The sequence below is a fragment of the Bacillus cereus group sp. MYBK220-1 genome, assembly GCF_051916445.1.
In the GTDB taxonomy this organism is placed as follows: Bacteria; Bacillota; Bacilli; order Bacillales; family Bacillaceae_G; genus Bacillus_A; species Bacillus_A cereus.
In genome coordinates this window covers 524,638-540,673 of sequence record NZ_JBQAGQ010000004.1, presented here as the reverse complement: position 1 = coordinate 540,673, position 16,036 = coordinate 524,638, and the positions used below count along the sequence as shown (strand labels likewise).

Below are 16,036 nucleotides of genomic sequence, written 5' to 3'. Positions count from 1 at the left end.
TTTCATGCTTCGAAAAATTTCTCTTTTGCTTTCTATTTGTTTTCTTCTTCACCAAAACATCGCTTACGGTGAAGATAATCAGCAAAGCATATACGAAAAGCGCATGGCACTATATAAAGAAACCGAGCAGTCTTCAGGCATTCCATGGTATTACTTAGCTGCAATGGATCAATATGAAAGAAATATACGGAGCGTAAGAAAAGATATTCCGAAAAAACCAGATGCCATCATTTCCCTTTATTTCAAACCAGAAATATGGGCTGGACCTATTAATAGTAACGATACTCTCCCCCATACAATTTCTCTATTTGGCGGAATAGGTTTAGATGGTGACAAAGATGGATTTGCAAATGCAAATAGCGACCGTGATCTTCTGCATACCGCAGCGACTATTTTAAGGAAACAAGGAACGTCAGAAGACCGTATTAAAATTATGCTCTGGGAATATTATAGACGTGCAAAAACAGTTGATTTAATTAGCGAATATGCCCAAATTTATAAACATTATGGACGTATTAATTTAGAGGGAAATGCTTTTCCTCTTCCGATCCGTAGTGACCATAGCTACCGTAGTACTTTCGGCGCTGGAAGAAGTTTTGGCGGCAGAAGGATTCATGAAGGAACAGATATTTTCGCCGGATATGGCGTGCCAGTAAGATCGACTTGCTATGGCATTATTGAAACGAAAGGTTGGAACCGCCTTGGTGGATGGCGCATTGGTATTCGCGACCTTCATAACAATTACCATTATTACGCTCATTTAGGCGGGTTCTCAAAAGAAATACAGCTTGGACAAATTGTTGAGCCAGGGAAAGTAATCGGATTTGTTGGTAGCACTGGTTATGGACCTCCTGGTACAGCCGGAAAATTTCCGCCCCACTTACATTTTGGCATATATAAAGACAATGGCTATACAGAATGGGCCTTCGATCCATACATGCATTTAAGCCTTTGGGAACGCAAAGAACGAGCAAATACAAAACGATAACCGTAGCTGCATTGCTACGGTTATTTTTTATCCATTAAAAGCCTGGCTGAGCCGGGTTTCACTTTATTTACAACTAACTATCTGTTTTCTTTTTATCAGGTACAGCAACACTTCCACTTCCATAATACGTAGGCACTTCCCCTTGAACGATACGCGTCGCAATCGGAACATTTTGTTTCACCGTTATCTCTTTCGTATGAAATGGAATAATTACTTGCAATGTTACTTCCATTTCCATAACAATTTGAATTGCTGTAGTATTAATCCCATGCGGCTCAATTTTTTGTTTAATATCTGTATTCACATGCCCAATTGGCGTGAAATGAATCGGAATATCCGGTCCTATATTACCAAGAAGTGCATTATCAGTTACACGCCCAAAAGGAACTGCCATAGTCGCCCCGTTTTTTTCAGAAATACCTAGCTCCTTCAACTTCCCTTGTTCTACTTGCTGCAAATATTTTTCTATGTACGTGGTCGTTGACGTTACGATTTCATTTACTTGCTTTGTATTTAAATTAATTGTAGATACTTTTCCGTTTTTATCATTCTGTACTTTCATTAATGAATCTACATCGAATCCTTCATTAATTCGATCCTTTACTGCCTTCGTCATAATTGCCGTCGCCATTTTATGCGTCTCTACTTCCCCATATTTAATTAAGGTCGGCTGAATATTATTATTCACAATCCACAACCCTTGCGTAAGTAATATAATAAAAAGAATAAACGACATAAGCAGTATATACCGAAAGGCAATAGGTCCCCTTCGAAACCGCGAGTTTTTCGAGCGAAATATACTCATAAAAAAACCTCCTTCTTATATCATTTCTATGCAAGAAGGAGGGACGATATATGCTTATCTCATTTTTAATAATGCTTCTTTTCCAATCGTTCCTGCTGGAATGCCTAATGCTTCAGCTCCAGTCGTTACCGATTCTAGCGGCGCTTCAAGAAGTTGTTCAATCGTTCTTACACCAACCGCACGGCCAGCAATAATTCCTCGATCACCTAACTTCTCATTTAAAAGACCTACATCTAATGCACCACACATAATATATCCTTTATCGCTCATTACAGCTAGCAAATTTGTCTTTGGAAGTTTCACGCTAACCGCAATAAACGTATAATTATCAATTATAATTGGCTCCACATTAACCATAGTTCACACTCCTCTCTTTCTTATCTGTATGACAAGAGAAAAATGAGTGTTACAAGTTAACTAGCCTATAGTTTAACGGAAGATGTATAAGTTATTAACATATCTGTTAACACATCTCTAAGTAGTTCTGGCATATAATATTGTTTGTCAGAAAGTGTGGATAGCTCTGGGTATAAGTAGCCAAATGTAAACATATCAATTGTTCCTACTGTATATATACGATCTAATTCCAGCGATTCCCCGTTAATTAATACATCTTCGAGTAAAATTTTATTCCCAGGAATCGTATCTGGAATTACTTCTACACCCGCGTAAATCATTTTCCCCATCACTTTCCCACGAAATCCGAATCCTTTCACCTCAAGATTCTCCATATTCGGCTTACGTGCTTTCAAAATAACTTCTCTTAATATCTTTCCTGGAACTTTCAAAGCACACGGATTAATTGGATGTGGACAAATTCTGTGAATATCTCCGCGCGTTACGACACCCTCTTCTAACCCTTCAAGAAGTACACCAACATTCACCATGCCAACTTCTGCACCGCACCATGTTTTCAGCGCACTTGCTAACATATGAGAAAACGGCGTCTCATGAAACCAATCAACCTGTAATGACTCTTTTAAATGAACGACAGGCTCTGCCATTATATGCTTACTTTCTTCCTGCAGTATTTCAATTGTGGATAACGGCTCGCTATAAGCACCTAACCGTTCCGTCTTAATCGCTCTACCGTCCTTTTTCAACAGCTTCTTCGTCTCTTTATCCACAGTAAGCTGCACGTGCCCAACGTAACGTCCCCACTTTTCACAGCAACAAAGTAAAGTATTATTCATTAGAACACCACGCTCAAATAAATGATGCGTATGTGCCCCTAAAATAACATCTATATCATAATGCTCTGCCATATACTCATCCATACTTTTTCCAAGGTGAGAAAGGACAACTGTTATATGAGCCTCATCTCTCACTTCTTCTAAAATAGACTCTAAATGGATAAGCGGATCTTCAATATGCCAATCGAGCATTTGATAAAACTCTGGATACGCAACAGTTAACCCGATAAAAGCAATCGTAATCCCATCTGTCGTTGTATGTAATTTATAGGGCTTTGCCCATGATGGACGTACACCTTCTTTTTCAAATAAATTTGCGACAAGTACTTCAAATCCAGCATCATCATAGAGCCGATTTAAATGCTCTTTCGCTAACGTAATGCCTTCATTATTTCCGATCGTTACATAATCATATAACGCCTCATTTAAAAGCTTCGTATTCCCAAGCCCATTTGTCGCTTCCGAAATACTATGAAAACGATCCACATGATCGCCGATATCAATCGTCAAAACAGTCTCTCCCGCTTCCTGTCTTCGCTTTTTCTCCCCTAGAACAAACCGAGAAATTTGCGGCCAATTTTCAAAATGACTATGTATATCGTTTGTATGATAAAGGTGGATGATTGTTTCTTTATTTGTATTCAGAGAAAAAACCTCCTCTCAGTTCCTTACTGCCATTTACGCTATGCGCACACAATAATCCTGTAAATACTTTTCGTCTTTTCTTGCTATTTTACATTGTACTCGCATTGTGAGAAAAAGCAAAAGATTGTCCTTTTTATATGAGAAACTTTTGCTAATGCAGGAAATAATTCCAGATAGTGGAGGGAGGGGTGGATTTGTCAAAAAGTTTAATAGAGAATTCAGTGGTTGGTTGTTCAAGTGGATTTGTCAGTATCTTTGTCTTAAAGCTAGTCGTTCTCTGTTCTTATAAAATATTTGGGGGTATGTGAGGATTTTCTTTTGTCTTATCTTGTCGACAAATCGATATTCCTTGTCGAAACGTTGATATATTGAAATAATCGTTGATATATTCCCGTTTATGATCGATATATTTGAAAAATCGTTGATATATTTAGCTGAACACCCACCCGGGTATCCTCTCCCGAGCCAAATCCGCAAAACAAAAAAGCGCCCTGCACAGCAGGACGCTTTCTTCATACATATATTATCCAGTTCCAGCGGCTAGAATAAGCCGCTGCCACTTTTAAATATTGTCCAGCTTCGCCTCCTAGACCTTCATGTCTAAGAACCTTCCGCACGAGAAGATAAAAAGCATCTTCTGTGCGAAAGAACCTTAGCCAACGGGTCTGAACAATCGGCTCCGCATTTCTATTTAACCAATAGAACCTTCCATCTCAAACTTGATTAGGCGGTTCATTTCAACTGCGTATTCCATTGGAAGTTCGCGAGTGAATGGCTCGATGAAGCCCATTACGATCATTTCTGTAGCTTCTTGCTCAGAAATACCGCGGCTCATTAGGTAGAATAATTGTTCTTCTGATACTTTCGATACTTTCGCTTCGTGCTCAAGTGAAACGTAATCGTTTTTGATTTCGTTGTAAGGAATTGTATCAGATGTAGATTGGTTATCCATGATTAACGTGTCACACTCGATGTTAGAGCGAGAGTTTTTCGCTTTTGGTCCGAAGTGTACGATACCACGGTAAGTTACTTTACCACCATGCTTCGCAATCGATTTAGAAACGATTGTTGAAGACGTGTTTGGTGCTAAGTGAATCATTTTCGCACCAGCATCTTGGTGTTGGCCTTTACCAGCAATCGCGATAGATAATGTTAAACCACGAGCGCCTTCGCCTTTTAAGATAACTGCTGGGTATTTCATCGTTAATTTAGATCCGATGTTACCGTCAATCCATTCCATCGTTGCGTTTTCTTCACAAACCGCACGTTTTGTAACTAGGTTGTATACGTTGTTCGCCCAGTTTTGGATTGTTGTATAACGGCAATATGCATCTTTCTTAATGATGATTTCTACTACCGCACTGTGAAGTGAGTTAGTCGTGTAAACAGGTGCTGTACAACCTTCTACGTAGTGTACGTGTGCGCCTTCGTCTACGATGATAAGCGTACGCTCGAATTGTCCCATATTTTCAGAGTTAATACGGAAATACGCTTGAAGTGGTGTATCAACTTTAACACCTTTTGGAACGTAGATGAATGATCCACCAGACCAAACTGCAGAGTTTAATGCAGAGAATTTGTTGTCTGTTGGTGGGATTACTTTTCCGAAATGCTCACGGAAAATATCTTCGTTCTCTTTTAATGCGCTATCTGTATCTTTGAAGACGATTCCTAGAGCTTCTAGGTCTTCTTTCATGTTGTGGTATACAACTTCAGATTCGTACTGTGCAGATACACCAGCTAAATATTTTTGCTCAGCTTCTGGAATACCTAATTTATCAAATGTTGCTTTAATTTCATCAGGTACTTCATCCCAAGACTTCTCAGATTTCTCAGATGGTTTTACGTAGTACGTAATTTCATCGAAATCTAAGTCGTTTAAGTCGCCGCCCCATTGTGGCATTGGCATTTCGTAGAACTTATCCAGTGATTTTAAACGGAAGTCTAACATCCACTGTGGTTCTTCTTTCATACGTGAAATTTCTTCAACGATCTCTTTTGTTAAACCGCGTCCAGCACGGAAAATCGAAACGTCTTTGTCTTTGAAACCATATTTATAATCGCCGATATCTGGCAGTTGCTTCGCCATGTTGGTGTGTCCCTCCTTAGATAACCTCGTTTTTAGGAACCTTTAACATTACTTATCTTCGTTTAAGCCCTTTTCTAACGCTTTCCACGCTAATGTTGCACATTTAATACGTGCAGGGAACTTGCATACGCCTTGTAATGCTTCAATATCTCCTAAATCGATGCTGTCATCGTACTCTTTTCCTAGCATCATGTCAGAGAAAATTTTCGAAAGCTGAAGTGCTTCTTCAATTTTCTTACCTTTTACTGCTTGTGTCATCATTGAAGCTGAAGACATTGAGATTGAACATCCTTCACCTTCAAACTTCGCCTCTTGCACAATACCTTCTTCTACTTTCATCGTAAGTTGAATACGATCGCCGCAAGTTGGATTGTTCAAGTTAACGGTAACACTATCTTCTAACACGCCATGGTTACGAGGATTTTTGTAATGATCCATAATAACTTGACGATATAACGTATCTAAATTATTAAATGACATTTGTGAAATACTCCTTTGTCTTGATTAGCGATTCAACAAATGTATCAATTTCTTCTTTTGTATTATATAAATAGAAGCTCGCACGTGCTGTTGAAGAAGCTTTTAGCCACTTCATAAGCGGTTGTGCACAGTGATGTCCTGCGCGAACTGCAATGCCTTCTACATCTAATACAGTCGCTACATCGTGAGGATGTACGTCTTCAATATTAAATGTAACAAGACCAGCGCGATGCTTTGGACCATAAATTGTAACGCCATCTACTTCTGATAGTCTTTCTAAAGCGTATTGCGCTAATTCATGCTCATGCTTTTCAATATTATCAAGACCGATTTCTTCTAGGAAATCAATTGCCGCACCAAGTCCGATTGCATTACCGATAATCGGTGTACCTGCTTCAAACTTCCACGGAAGCTCTTTCCACGTAGATTCTTGTAAATCTACGAAATCAATCATTTCACCGCCAAATTCAATTGGCTCCATATTGTTCAGCAATTCTTTTTTACCATATAATACGCCGATACCTGTAGGTCCGCACATCTTATGAGCAGATAATGCGTAGAAATCACAGTTTAAATCTTGTACATCCACTTTCATGTGAGGTGTACTTTGTGCACCATCAACGACCATAATTGCGCCATTTTCGTGTGCGATTGCTCCGATTTCTTTTATAGGGTTAATCGTTCCAAGTACGTTTGATACTTGCATAATAGAAACGATTTTTGTATTCGGTGTAACTGTTTGACGAACATCTTCTAAAGAAATTGTACCGTCTGGTTGAAGCGGAAGGTATTTTAAAGTTGCACCAGTTTTCTTCGCAACTTGTTGCCACGGAATGATATTACTATGGTGCTCCATGTAAGAAATAACGATTTCATCGCCCTCTTTTACATTTTCAAGACCATAGCTAGCTGCTACTGTATTTAATGCAGTTGTCGTTCCGCGCGTGAAAATAATCTCTTCCATTGATTTCGCGTTAATAAACTTGCGAACTTTCTCACGTGCACCTTCATACGCGTCGGTAGCTTTCGTACCGAGCGTATGAACACCGCGATGCACGTTAGAATTATATTCTTTATAGTAACGTTCTAACGTTTCAATGACTTGAATTGGTTTTTGAGAAGTTGCTGCACTATCGAAATAAACAAGTTGTTTGCCGTTCACTTTTTGATCAAGAATTGGAAACTGTTTGCGTATTTCATGAATATTCATTAGCGAACTTTCCTTTCAATTACCTCAACAAGCTGTGCCTTTACTCCTTCAATTGGAAGCTCATTAACTACAGGTGCTAAGAATCCATGGATGACTAAACGTTCTGCTTCGCGTTTTGGAATACCACGGCTCATCAAGTAGTATAGTTGGACTGGATCTACGCGACCTACTGAAGCTGCGTGACCTGCCATTACATCATCTTCGTCGATTAAAAGAATTGGGTTTGCATCACCGCGTGCTTTTTCATCTAACATAAGAACGCGAGAAGATTGTTGTGCATTTGATTTAGATGCACCGTGTTCAATCTTACCAATTCCGTTAAAGATAGATGTTGCACTATCTTTTTGTACACCGTGTTTTAAAATCCAACCTTCAGAGTGTTTACCGAAGTGAACAACTTTAGTTGTAAAGTTTTGTGTTTGGTTACCACGGCCAATTGTTACTGTTTTCGTATCAGCATATGAACCGTCGCCCATTAAGTTCGTAACGTTCTCTGAAATTGTGTTTCCGTCATTCATAAGGCCTAGAGCCCAATCAATACGGCCGTCGCGTCCTACAACGCCGCGGCGGTTAACGTAAGTTGTTACGTCTTTTGCTAATAGATCAACCGCACCGAATTTCACTTGTGCGCCTTGTTCCACGATTACTTCTGCCACGATATTTGCAATACCTTTAGCATTTTCATTTGCAACATAGTTTTCTACATAAGTTGCAGTACTGTTCGCATCTGCTACGAATAGCACGTGATTATATACATTAGCTTCTTCGCCATCTACTAAGAATACAGCTTGAAGTGGAGTTTCAAGAACAACGTTTTTCGGAACATATACGAATGCACCGCCGTTGATTAATGCAGCATGAAGTGCAGTTAGACGATGCTCGTCTACTTTCACGCCGTCTTTCATTAAGTACTTTTGTACTAGTTCAGCATGCTCAGTTGCAGCTGTTACGATGTCTGTGAAAATAACACCTTTTTCTTTTGCTTCGTCTGCTAAAGAAACGAACGCAGTTGTACCAGTACGTTGCACTAATACGCTGTTATTTTCATCGATTAAGTTTTTCACTGCTTCTGGAAGTTCAGTTAAAGAACTTACAGGCTCTTGCTTAGCAGCGTCGCCTTTTCCGATAAAGTCCCATTTGTCAATTTTCGTTTTATCAGGCGTTGGCATTGGAAGTTCAGTTGCTTGTGCAAGAGCTTGTAAGCGGAACTCAGTCAACCAAGCTGCTTCGTTTACTTCGCTTGCGCGTTGACGGATTGTTTCTTGATCGAAAGGTAATGTACCGATTGTCATGTTTATGCTCCTCTCTTACGCTTCTTGCTCTGTTGTTTCGTCTTCAATACCTAATTCTTTTTTAATCCAGTCGTAACCTTCAGCTTCTAGACGTTGTGCAAGCTCAGGGCCACCAGATTTAACGATACGACCGTTCATCATAACGTGAACGAAGTCTGGAGTGATGTAGTTTAATAAACGTTGGTAATGCGTAATCATTAGGCAACCGAACTCTTCGCCGCGCATTTCGTTAATACCTTTAGATACAACTTTTAATGCATCGATATCAAGACCTGAGTCAATTTCATCTAAGATTGCGATTTTTGGCTCAATCATCATTAATTGAAGAATTTCGTTACGTTTTTTCTCTCCACCAGAGAAACCTTCGTTTAAGTAACGTTGTGCCATTTCTGGATCCATTTCTAGGAATTCCATGTTTTTATCTAATGTACGGATAAATTTCATAAGAGAAATTTCATCGCCTTCTTCACGACGTGCATTAATTGCAGAACGTAAGAAGTCAGCGTTTGTTACTCCGCTAATTTCACTTGGATATTGCATTGCTAGGAATAGACCCGCTTGTGCGCGCTCGTCTACTTCCATTTCTAATACATCTTCACCGTCGATGATGATGCTACCTTCTGTTACTTCATACTTTGGGTGACCCATAATTGCAGAAGATAAAGTTGATTTACCTGTTCCGTTAGGTCCCATAATTGCGTGGATTTCTCCACCTTTTACTTCAAGGTTTACACCCTTTAAAATTTCTTTGCCATCAATTGATACGTGTAAGTCTTTAACCGTTAATGTAGAACCAGCCATCTCAATACCTCCATTAATCCTATATATACATTTTAAAAATTCCTAAAACGTTCATATTCTCATTTTATTCTCATTCTAATTTTATATCAAATAAAATGATATCGCAAACGACGAAAAAAAGTAACCGTTTTTTCACAAATGTATATAAGTATTTCCTTCACATCTTTCTATGATACACCTTTCTTCTTATTTATATAAAGAAAAAGGACTGGTAATTTTCCAGCCCTTTCCTTATATTTATTCACTTACCGGAAGTACAGCACCTTTATATTCTTTATTAATAAAATCTTGAATTTCTTTTGAATGTAGCACTTTTACTAGCTCTTTAATTTCTTTTTTATTCTCATCACCTTTACGAACTGCAATGATGTTTGCATACGGAGAGTCTGATCCTTCAATCGCAATTGCATCCTTTGTTGGATTTAATTTTGCATCAATTGCATAGTTTGAATTAATAAATAAAGCATCTCCCTCATTATTTTCATACAATTTCGGTGAAAGTCCAGGTTCAACATCTGTTTTAAATTTTAAGTTTTTCGGGTTTTCTACAACATCTTTTACTGTTGCTTTAACAACATCTACTCCGTCTTTTAATTTAATAACGCCGCCTTTTTGTAACAGCGCTAGCATGCGGCCACGCTCCGCTACGTTATTACTCATAATCACTGTCCCGCCATCTGGTAAGTCTTTTAAGCTTTTATATTTCTTAGAATAAATACCCATTGGCTCTAAATGGATTTTTCCTGCGTTTACAATTTTATATCCCTTTTCTTGAATTTCTTTATCTAAGTAAGGAATATGCTGGAAGTAGTTCGCATCAATTTCTTTATCCGCTAACGCTTTATTTGGCAGTACATAATCCTGGAACTTTTTAATCTCTAACTTAATGCCTTTTTTCTCTAATATCGGCTGTGCCTTCTCTAAAATAACAGCGTGTGGCACGTTAGAAGCTCCCACAACAAGCTTATTCTCCTCTTTTCCTCCGCAAGCAGCTAATGTAAATACAGACAACGCTGTAACAACTGACAGTAGAACCTTTTTCATATGATTTCCCCTTCTCCCCAATGGTTATGTAGTTATAAAAAGAGCCGGCATACACCAGCCCTTTTCAGCAATTATTCTTTTACAGGAACAACTGCCCCTTTATATTCTTTATTAATGAAGTCTTCAATTTCTTTAGAATGCAATACTTCTACAAGAGCTTTAATCTCTTTCTTATCTTTATCGCCTTTACGAACAGCTACTATGTTTGCGTATGGTGAATCATTTCCTTCAATTGCAATTGCATCTTTTTCCGGATTTAACTTTGCATCAATTGCATAGTTAGAGTTAATTAAAACAGCGTCGCCTTCTTTATTGTTATACACTTGTGGCAATAAACCAGGCTCGATATCCGTTTTGAATTTTAGATTTTTCGGATTATCTGCAATATCTTTTGTAGTTGCTTTAACTGGATCTATTCCGTCTTTAATTTTTAAAATACCTTCTTTTTGTAAAATTGCTAAACCACGTCCGTGGTCAGCAACTGAATTACTCATAATAATTGTCGCACCATCTGGAAGCTCTTTTAAACTCTTATACTTTTGAGAGTACACACCAATTGGTTCTAAATGAATCTTTCCTGCTACTTCAAAGTCATACTTTTTATCTTTAATTTCTTTTTCTAAATACGGAATATGCTGGAAGTAGTTTGCATCTAATTCCTTATCCGCTAACGATTTATTTGGTAATACGTAGTCTTGGAATTTTTTAATTTCTAATTCAATTCCTTTTTTCTCAAGTAACGGTTTTGCCTTTTCTAAAATAACAGCGTGCGGTACGTTAGAAGCACCAACAACAAGTTTCTTTTCATCTTTATCTTTCCCGCCACAAGCAGCTAATCCAAAAATTGAAGTTGAAATAAGTGCCGTAAGTAATAATTTTTTCATTTGAAACATCCTCCCGTTTTTCATTATCGTTTATCTATTCGAGTCGTTAAACTATCACCAATCCACTGAATGAAAAATACAACTAGTAATACACAAATTGTCGCAACGATTGTTACATCGTTATTCCCTCTTTGGAATCCTTCTAAGTAAGCAAGTGTTCCAAGGCCACCAGCACCAACAACTCCTGCCATTGCTGTATAGCCTACTAAAGCAATTGTCGTAACCGTAATACCAGATACTAATGCTGGTAACGATTCTGGAATTAACACTTTCAAAATAATTGTGCTTGTTTTTGCTCCCATTGCTTTTGAAGCTTCAATTACACCTTTATCAATTTCGCGAAGTGCGATTTCAACCATTCTCGCGTAGAATGGTGCCGCTCCAATAATTAAAGCCGGCAAAGCTGCACTTGCTCCAAGAATTGTTCCAAGAAGAATCTTTGTGAATGGGATTAATAAAATAATTAAAATGATGAATGGTATAGAACGGAATATATTTACGAATGCTCCAATCACCGTATTAATTGATTTGTTTTCCCATAAATTATCTTTTGCTGTCATGAAGAGTAACAATCCTAAAATGAGTCCTAAAACAAATGTCGCAAGAGCTGCGATTGCCGTCATATATAACGTTTCACCAGTTGCTTCTAACATTTGATTCCAATCAACATTTGTGAGTAACTTATCCATGTGCAATCACCTCCAGCTCTACTTGATCTTGATGAATTCCTTCTATTGCTTGCTGGATTGCTGTTTCCTCACCATTTAAATGAACAACTAAACTACCGTAAGAACCGTTATTCGTTTGTGCGATATTTCCTTGCAAAATGCTAACTTCTATGTCACTGCGTTGCATCAATCGTTGAAGCACTGGTCTTTCTACAGCCTCACCGATAAACTGCAAACGAATTACTTTTCCATCTGGATATTTTTCAATTAAATTTTCAATCGTTTCATTTGTATCTTCAGAATCTGTTAACTGCTGTACAAATCGTTTCGTAATATCTTGCTTCGGATTACGGAATACATCAAGTACTGGACCTGTTTCTACAATCTTTCCTTTCTCCATTACCGCAACACGATTACAAATCTTTCGAATTACGTGCATCTCATGTGTAATGAGTACAATTGTTAAACCAAGGCGCTTATTAATGTCTAATAGTAAATCCAAAATTTGATCTGTCGTTTCCGGATCAAGAGCTGACGTTGCTTCGTCACATAAAAGCACTTGTGGATTGTTAGCTAATGCTCTTGCAATCCCGACGCGTTGCTTTTGTCCCCCGCTCAGCTGAGATGGGTACGCGTCTCCTCTTCCTTCTAATCCAACAAGATGAATTAATTCATCAACACGTTTTCTTCTCTTCGCTTTATCAACACCTGCAATTTCAAGTGGAAACTCTATATTTTCACGTACAGTTCGTGACCAAAGTAAGTTGAAGTGCTGAAAAATCATTCCGATTTCTTGCCTTGCCTTACGAAGTTCACTTCCTGTAATTGCTGATATAACACGATTTGCAATTGTAATTTGGCCAGAAGTTGGTTTCTCCAACTGATTGAACAATCTAATTAAAGAACTTTTTCCAGCGCCACTATATCCGATAACACCAAATATTTCACCTTTATCTATTTTTAAATTGGCATTATCTACAGCAGTGACATCACCGCTTTTCGCCTTATATATTTTCTTTACGTTCTCTAATAGAATCATGATGTTCACCCCTTTTTTGTTTAGGTCGACTCCGCAATTTTTTATTTTTAATGCGTGTAGTCCACTGTTATCATTACTTTTATTATTTGAATGTCCTCCACATTCAAACAATAAAAAAACCTTTCTGCTTTAGAGAAGCAGAAAGGTTTATATGCGTATATAACAACATTATCCCTCTCTCTCATCTCTCAAAGCATTCGCTTTGCAGGAATTGGCACCATTTCAACATAAGTTGACGGTTGCCGGGCTTCACAGGGCACAGTCCCTCCACCTCTCTTGATAAGAGAAATCAGATTCAATTTTCGTCTGATTTGAAATTTATGAAATTGTCTATATTTTATGACTTGAATTGTATCAATATACACTTACCATGTCAACAGAAATTTTCGCAAAAAATGAAACTTCAGAATTTTAAGCACCTACTGACATCGGTTTACATATATGAAACATCGATTCCACTAATAACATCGTTTGGTACGTTCCCGAATATTGTACACGCCCATCGTTCATTAACATTTGCAATCGTACATTTCCATTCACCAATTGCTCTATATCTTTTTCATCTAAGCAAATGATTTGTTCCGTTCCTCTTTCCTCTTGTAGCAGCTCTATATAATCTCTTGAAATTTGTAACGAACAACTTTCATCTCTAAAGCGGAAATTAACAGTTTTCTCCTCTCGTCTTAAAAGCGGTTCTAAATGATATTGAGCATTAGCGTAATTTACAAATGATTGAAGCAAAGAATATAATCTCACCCTAAATCACATCCTTCATATCACTTTCTATTACATACCATTCCCTCTCACTAAAGAGCAATCCTGTTATTTTCGCTCGACAAATACTGTATCCACCCTGCATCTCGACATATTTCCCAAGAAATATGTCGAGGCGGCAAAAATTTTGCCGCCTACTTTAATTCCGTATATAAATATTCAACCGAATGAAATGCGTATATCTTCTTCATCAGTGTCCCATTTTCAAAAACAAGTAAACAAGGTACACTTTCAATCCCATACTCTTTCGCTAAATGCGGAGCATAATTTAAATCTAACATCCCAATTTTGAGGCCTTCAATTGTCATCTCAACGACTGTTAACATCTTTTTTGCTAATTGGCATGTTCCACACATTGGAGTATATACATATAATACTGTTTTTTCTTCGTTCTCTATTAGGGCTGTAGCTTCGGCTCCTGTCCAATCAATCACTTCTATCATTCCTTACCGTAAATATTCTGTATAAACGTCAATGTCGGCTCCCCATAATACATTTGCTAAGTGTGTAGATGGCGCAGTTGCCACTTCTCGGTACGAGCGATCAATATAGATATGCTCGGCTTGCGGGAATTCTTTTCGAAATTGTTTCCTTAACTTTTCTCCAGCATCATCAGCATCCACTAGCACATACACTTCCTTATCAAAAAACTGATCAACGAGCTCATCCATTTTCGACAAACCAATTGTACCATTTGTACAAACAATTTCCACCGGTTCACGAATAATAGATTCAATCTTTCTTCTATCTGATGTACCTTCTACAATAATGACTTTTTCTACATAAATCATATGTCATCACCCGATCACCATATACTATATAACCTTGAACTTAGTATATAGTATATTCGTTATTTTCATGTTGTTTCCTGTTTATTTTTGCAAAAGAAAAGCGCAAGCGGCTCATTCAGATTGTGAGGGGGATGGAGCTTCTGACGTAAAGGCGCTTTTGGCCTTGCAGGAAGAAGCGAAGCCACCGAACAATCTAGCCGCTGGAGCTAGACAATGAAAAGCGCAAGCGGCTCATTCAGATTGTGAAGACTTATGAAACCTTACCACAAAACAGTTTTTCTCATAATAGCTTATTTATTTACATATAACTTGAATTTCATTATTTCACAAAAAATAAAAAAGGACAGCACAAAGGCTGTCCTTTAGTCGACTATAATTAGTCTTGGTTTGTCATTTCTGCATATTTTTCTGCAGTTAATAACTTCTCAACTTGGCTTGCATCAGAAAGTTCAACTTTAACCATCCATGCACCCTCGTATGGAGATTCGTTAACAAGTTCTGGTTGGTCACTTAATTCTTCGTTTACTGCTACAACTTTACCGCTTACAGGTGCGTATAACTCAGAAACTGTTTTAACAGATTCTACGCTTCCGAATGGCTCGTTAGCTTCGATTGTTGCACCTACTTCAGGAAGTTCAACGAATACGATATCGCCTAGCTCACCTTGTGCAAAGTGAGTGATACCGATAACAACTTCATTACCTTCAGTTTTTACCCATTCGTGTTCTTCAGAGTAACGTAAATTATTTGGAATGCTCATGACTGTACCTCCAGTGAATGTATTAATTATGTAAAAATACCTTATTGGTACTTTTTCCACACACTTTCAAACTGCTCTTCGTTAAAACCAAGTGTTACATTCGTTCCATCTGTTACAATTGGACGTTTAATCAACATGCCATCAGATGCTAAAAGCTCATACATTTCGTCTTCGCTTGCATCTTTCAACTTATCTTTTAGACCAAGTTCACGGTAACGCATTCCACTTGTATTAAAGAATTTTTTTAATGGTAATTCACTTTTTTCATGTAAATTACGTAAATCTTCTTTTGATGGTGGATTTTCAACAATATGAATCATCTCATATGCTACATCGTTTGCCTCAAACCATTTCTTTGCCTTTTGACATGTGCCACACTTTGGATATGAATAAAATGTTACTGTCATAAATTCACCTACTTTTTTACTAACCTTTACCTTTATCATATAGAAAACGTTTTATTATTTCAAACCATTATTCGCTAAACTTTTACTTATTTCGTGATAATTTTTAATAATCCTGCGAATTTTTCTTATTTTTCCGCCATTTGTTAAGAAAAAAATAAATATATAA

General features: G+C 37.7%; 18 protein-coding genes and 1 riboswitch. Of the genes, 1 reads left to right on the top strand and 17 read right to left on the bottom strand.

Features of this window, described 5'->3' with window-relative positions:
* Nucleotides 1–4 precede the first annotated feature (4 nt).
* Nucleotides 5–988 carry a M23 family metallopeptidase gene (locus ACTFRU_RS20155; protein WP_000944663.1) on the top strand — a complete coding sequence of 328 codons (984 nt, stop codon included), beginning with the start codon at nucleotides 5–7 and terminating at the stop codon, nucleotides 986–988.
* A gap of 73 nt (nucleotides 989–1,061) precedes the next feature.
* On the opposite strand, the gene yunB is transcribed toward ACTFRU_RS20155, so the two are convergent.
* From yunB to ACTFRU_RS20070, 17 genes are all read right to left on the bottom strand, one after another.
* Nucleotides 1,062–1,793 (bottom strand): sporulation protein YunB, encoded by a 732-nt coding sequence (gene yunB / locus ACTFRU_RS20150; RefSeq protein WP_000021800.1) that lies wholly within the window; start codon nucleotides 1,791–1,793, stop codon nucleotides 1,062–1,064.
* Nucleotides 1,794–1,847: 54 nt separating this feature from the next.
* Nucleotides 1,848–2,150 carry a YunC family protein gene (locus ACTFRU_RS20145; protein ID WP_000248466.1) on the bottom strand — a complete coding sequence of 101 codons (303 nt, stop codon included), beginning with the start codon at nucleotides 2,148–2,150 and terminating at the stop codon, nucleotides 1,848–1,850.
* Nucleotides 2,151–2,215: 65 nt separating this feature from the next.
* Nucleotides 2,216–3,607, bottom strand: coding sequence for a bifunctional metallophosphatase/5'-nucleotidase (locus ACTFRU_RS20140; protein WP_071732342.1), 1,392 nt, complete (start codon nucleotides 3,605–3,607; stop codon nucleotides 2,216–2,218).
* Between the two features lie 715 nt (nucleotides 3,608–4,322).
* Entirely contained in the window at nucleotides 4,323–5,720 is a 1,398-nt protein-coding gene (gene sufB, locus ACTFRU_RS20135; RefSeq protein WP_001118827.1) for a Fe-S cluster assembly protein SufB, read from the bottom strand.
* Between the two features lie 48 nt (nucleotides 5,721–5,768).
* On the bottom strand, nucleotides 5,769–6,200 hold the full coding sequence (gene sufU, locus ACTFRU_RS20130; protein WP_000009523.1) for a Fe-S cluster assembly sulfur transfer protein SufU: 432 nt from the start codon (nucleotides 6,198–6,200) through the stop codon (nucleotides 5,769–5,771).
* Nucleotides 6,190–7,410 carry a cysteine desulfurase SufS gene (gene sufS / locus ACTFRU_RS20125; protein WP_322360256.1) on the bottom strand — a complete coding sequence of 407 codons (1,221 nt, stop codon included), beginning with the start codon at nucleotides 7,408–7,410 and terminating at the stop codon, nucleotides 6,190–6,192. The genes sufU and sufS overlap by 11 nt, the downstream gene beginning before the upstream one ends.
* Nucleotides 7,410–8,702: a Fe-S cluster assembly protein SufD gene (sufD, locus tag ACTFRU_RS20120; RefSeq protein WP_000152167.1), complete on the bottom strand. Its 1,293-nt coding sequence runs from the start codon at nucleotides 8,700–8,702 to the stop codon at nucleotides 7,410–7,412. Before sufD ends, sufS begins: the two co-directional genes overlap by 1 nt.
* A 15-nt stretch (nucleotides 8,703–8,717) precedes the next feature.
* Nucleotides 8,718–9,503 carry a Fe-S cluster assembly ATPase SufC gene (sufC, locus tag ACTFRU_RS20115; RefSeq protein WP_000929160.1) on the bottom strand — a complete coding sequence of 262 codons (786 nt, stop codon included), beginning with the start codon at nucleotides 9,501–9,503 and terminating at the stop codon, nucleotides 8,718–8,720.
* A 237-nt stretch (nucleotides 9,504–9,740) separates the two neighbouring features.
* Nucleotides 9,741–10,547, bottom strand: coding sequence for a methionine ABC transporter substrate-binding lipoprotein MetQ (gene metQ, locus ACTFRU_RS20110; protein ID WP_440019425.1), 807 nt, complete (start codon nucleotides 10,545–10,547; stop codon nucleotides 9,741–9,743).
* A 71-nt stretch (nucleotides 10,548–10,618) separates the two neighbouring features.
* Nucleotides 10,619–11,431, bottom strand: coding sequence for a methionine ABC transporter substrate-binding lipoprotein MetQ (metQ, locus tag ACTFRU_RS20105; protein WP_000735102.1), 813 nt, complete (start codon nucleotides 11,429–11,431; stop codon nucleotides 10,619–10,621).
* Nucleotides 11,432–11,454: 23 nt separating this feature from the next.
* Nucleotides 11,455–12,120 (bottom strand): methionine ABC transporter permease, encoded by a 666-nt coding sequence (locus ACTFRU_RS20100; RefSeq protein ID WP_076876010.1) that lies wholly within the window; start codon nucleotides 12,118–12,120, stop codon nucleotides 11,455–11,457.
* Complete coding sequence (locus ACTFRU_RS20095; RefSeq protein ID WP_078386052.1) at nucleotides 12,113–13,138, bottom strand: methionine ABC transporter ATP-binding protein; 1,026 nt, start codon at nucleotides 13,136–13,138, stop codon at nucleotides 12,113–12,115. Before ACTFRU_RS20095 ends, ACTFRU_RS20100 begins: the two co-directional genes overlap by 8 nt.
* A gap of 178 nt (nucleotides 13,139–13,316) precedes the next feature.
* Nucleotides 13,317–13,424: riboswitch (SAM riboswitch) on the bottom strand.
* Between the two features lie 125 nt (nucleotides 13,425–13,549).
* Complete coding sequence (locus ACTFRU_RS20090; protein ID WP_152122573.1) at nucleotides 13,550–13,894, bottom strand: hypothetical protein; 345 nt, start codon at nucleotides 13,892–13,894, stop codon at nucleotides 13,550–13,552.
* Nucleotides 13,895–14,046: 152 nt separating this feature from the next.
* Nucleotides 14,047–14,355 carry a thioredoxin family protein gene (locus ACTFRU_RS20085; RefSeq protein ID WP_002025020.1) on the bottom strand — a complete coding sequence of 103 codons (309 nt, stop codon included), beginning with the start codon at nucleotides 14,353–14,355 and terminating at the stop codon, nucleotides 14,047–14,049.
* Between the two features lie 3 nt (nucleotides 14,356–14,358).
* Nucleotides 14,359–14,703, bottom strand: coding sequence for a toprim domain-containing protein (locus tag ACTFRU_RS20080; RefSeq protein WP_000640870.1), 345 nt, complete (start codon nucleotides 14,701–14,703; stop codon nucleotides 14,359–14,361).
* A gap of 376 nt (nucleotides 14,704–15,079) precedes the next feature.
* Nucleotides 15,080–15,463, bottom strand: coding sequence for a glycine cleavage system protein GcvH (gene gcvH, locus ACTFRU_RS20075; protein ID WP_000026897.1), 384 nt, complete (start codon nucleotides 15,461–15,463; stop codon nucleotides 15,080–15,082).
* A 41-nt stretch (nucleotides 15,464–15,504) separates the two neighbouring features.
* Nucleotides 15,505–15,870 carry an arsenate reductase family protein gene (locus tag ACTFRU_RS20070; protein WP_000218968.1) on the bottom strand — a complete coding sequence of 122 codons (366 nt, stop codon included), beginning with the start codon at nucleotides 15,868–15,870 and terminating at the stop codon, nucleotides 15,505–15,507.
* Between the last annotated feature and the right edge of the window lie 166 nt (nucleotides 15,871–16,036).